The sequence below is a fragment of the Phenylobacterium sp. genome, assembly GCF_016793225.1.
In the GTDB taxonomy this organism is placed as follows: Bacteria; Pseudomonadota; Alphaproteobacteria; order Caulobacterales; family Caulobacteraceae; genus Phenylobacterium.
Genome location: NZ_JAEUMN010000131.1, coordinates 1 through 1,473, shown reverse-complemented (window position 1 = coordinate 1,473; position 1,473 = coordinate 1). Strand labels below are relative to the sequence as shown.

2 protein-coding genes are annotated in these 1,473 nt (G+C 72.1%); both read left to right on the top strand.

Annotated elements, in window-relative coordinates; genetic code table 11:
* Window positions 1-1,144 (top strand): imidazolonepropionase (gene hutI, locus JNK30_RS15295; RefSeq protein WP_293483422.1); only part of this gene is annotated, 1,144 nt, incomplete at its 5' end.
* Window positions 1,132-1,473: aromatic amino acid lyase (locus JNK30_RS15290; RefSeq protein WP_293483420.1), on the top strand; the 342-nt coding region annotated here is incomplete at its 3' end. The genes hutI and JNK30_RS15290, both read left to right, overlap by 13 nt.

The window sequence follows — 1,473 nt, the reverse complement described above, 5'->3', positions numbered from 1 at the left end:
AGACGGCGTCCTGGCGTGCGGCGATGGGCGTATCCGGTTCGCGGGCTCGGCGGCCGACGCCCCGAACTTCGAGGCCGCGGAGACCATCGACTGCGAGGGGCGCTGGATCACGCCCGGCCTGATCGATCCGCATACGCACCTTGTCTACGGCGGTGATCGGGCGCGCGAGTTCGAGCTGCGGCTGGCGGGGGCCTCGTACGAGGAGATCGCGCGGGCCGGCGGCGGGATCGTCTCGACCATGGCGGCGACGCGGGCGGCGTCGGAGGACGAGCTGGTGGCGCAGGCGCTGCCGCGGCTGGACGCCCTGATCGCCGAGGGGGTGACGACCGTCGAGGTGAAGTCGGGCTACGGTCTGTCGCTGGAGCATGAGCTGAAGTCGCTGCGCGCGGCGCGGCGGCTAGGCGAGGTCCGGCCCATCCGGGTCATGACCACGTTCCTGGGCGCGCACGCCCTGCCGCCGGAGTGCAAGGACGACGCGGACGGCTACATCGACCTGGTCTGCCGCGAGATGATCCCGGCGGTGGCGGCCGAGGGCCTGGCCGACGCGGTGGACGCCTTCTGCGAGGGGATCGGGTTCACGCCCGAACAGACGCGGCGCGTGTTCGAAGCGGCCCGCGCGCATGGCCTGCCGGTGAAGCTGCACGCCGAGCAGTTGTCGAACCTGAACGGCGCGGCCCTGGCGGCCGGCTTCGGGGCGCTGTCGGCCGACCACCTGGAGCACCTGGACGACGCGGGGATTGCCGCCATGGCCAAGGCCGGAACGGTCGCGACGCTGCTGCCCGGCGCCTACTACTTCGTGCGCGAGATGAAACTGCCGCCGATCGAGGCCCTGCGCGCCGCGGGCGTGCCCATGGCGCTGGCCACCGACTGCAACCCCGGCACCTCGCCGATGACGTCGCTGCTGCTGGTCATGAACATGGCCGCGACCCTGTTCCGGATGACCGTGGACGAATGCCTGGCCGGGGTGACCCGCGAGGCGGCGCGCGCTCTGGGCTGCCTCTCCGACATTGGGACGCTCGAGGCCGGCAAGGCCTGTGACCTCGCCATCTGGGACATCGAGCGGCCGGCCGAGCTGGTCTACCGCATCGGCTTCAACCCCCTGCAGTCCCGCGTATTCGGAGGCATGACCACATGGACGCGGTGACCCTGCGGCCCGGCGACGTTCCCATGTCGGAATGGCGGGCCATCTATCGCGGGGCCGACGTGCGGCTGGATCCCGGCTGCGCGACCGTGGTGAAGGCGAGCGCCGAGGCCGTGGGCCGGATCGTGGCCAAGGGCGAGCCCGCCTATGGGATCAACACCGGCTTCGGGAAGCTGGCGTCCGTGCGGATCGGGCCCGAAGACCTGGCTGCGCTCCAGCGCAACATCGTGCTCAGCCACGCCGGGGGCGTGGGCGAACCGTCGCCCGAACCGATCGCACGGCTGATGCTGGCGCTGAAGCTGGCCAGCCTGGCCCAGGGCGCGTCGGGCGTC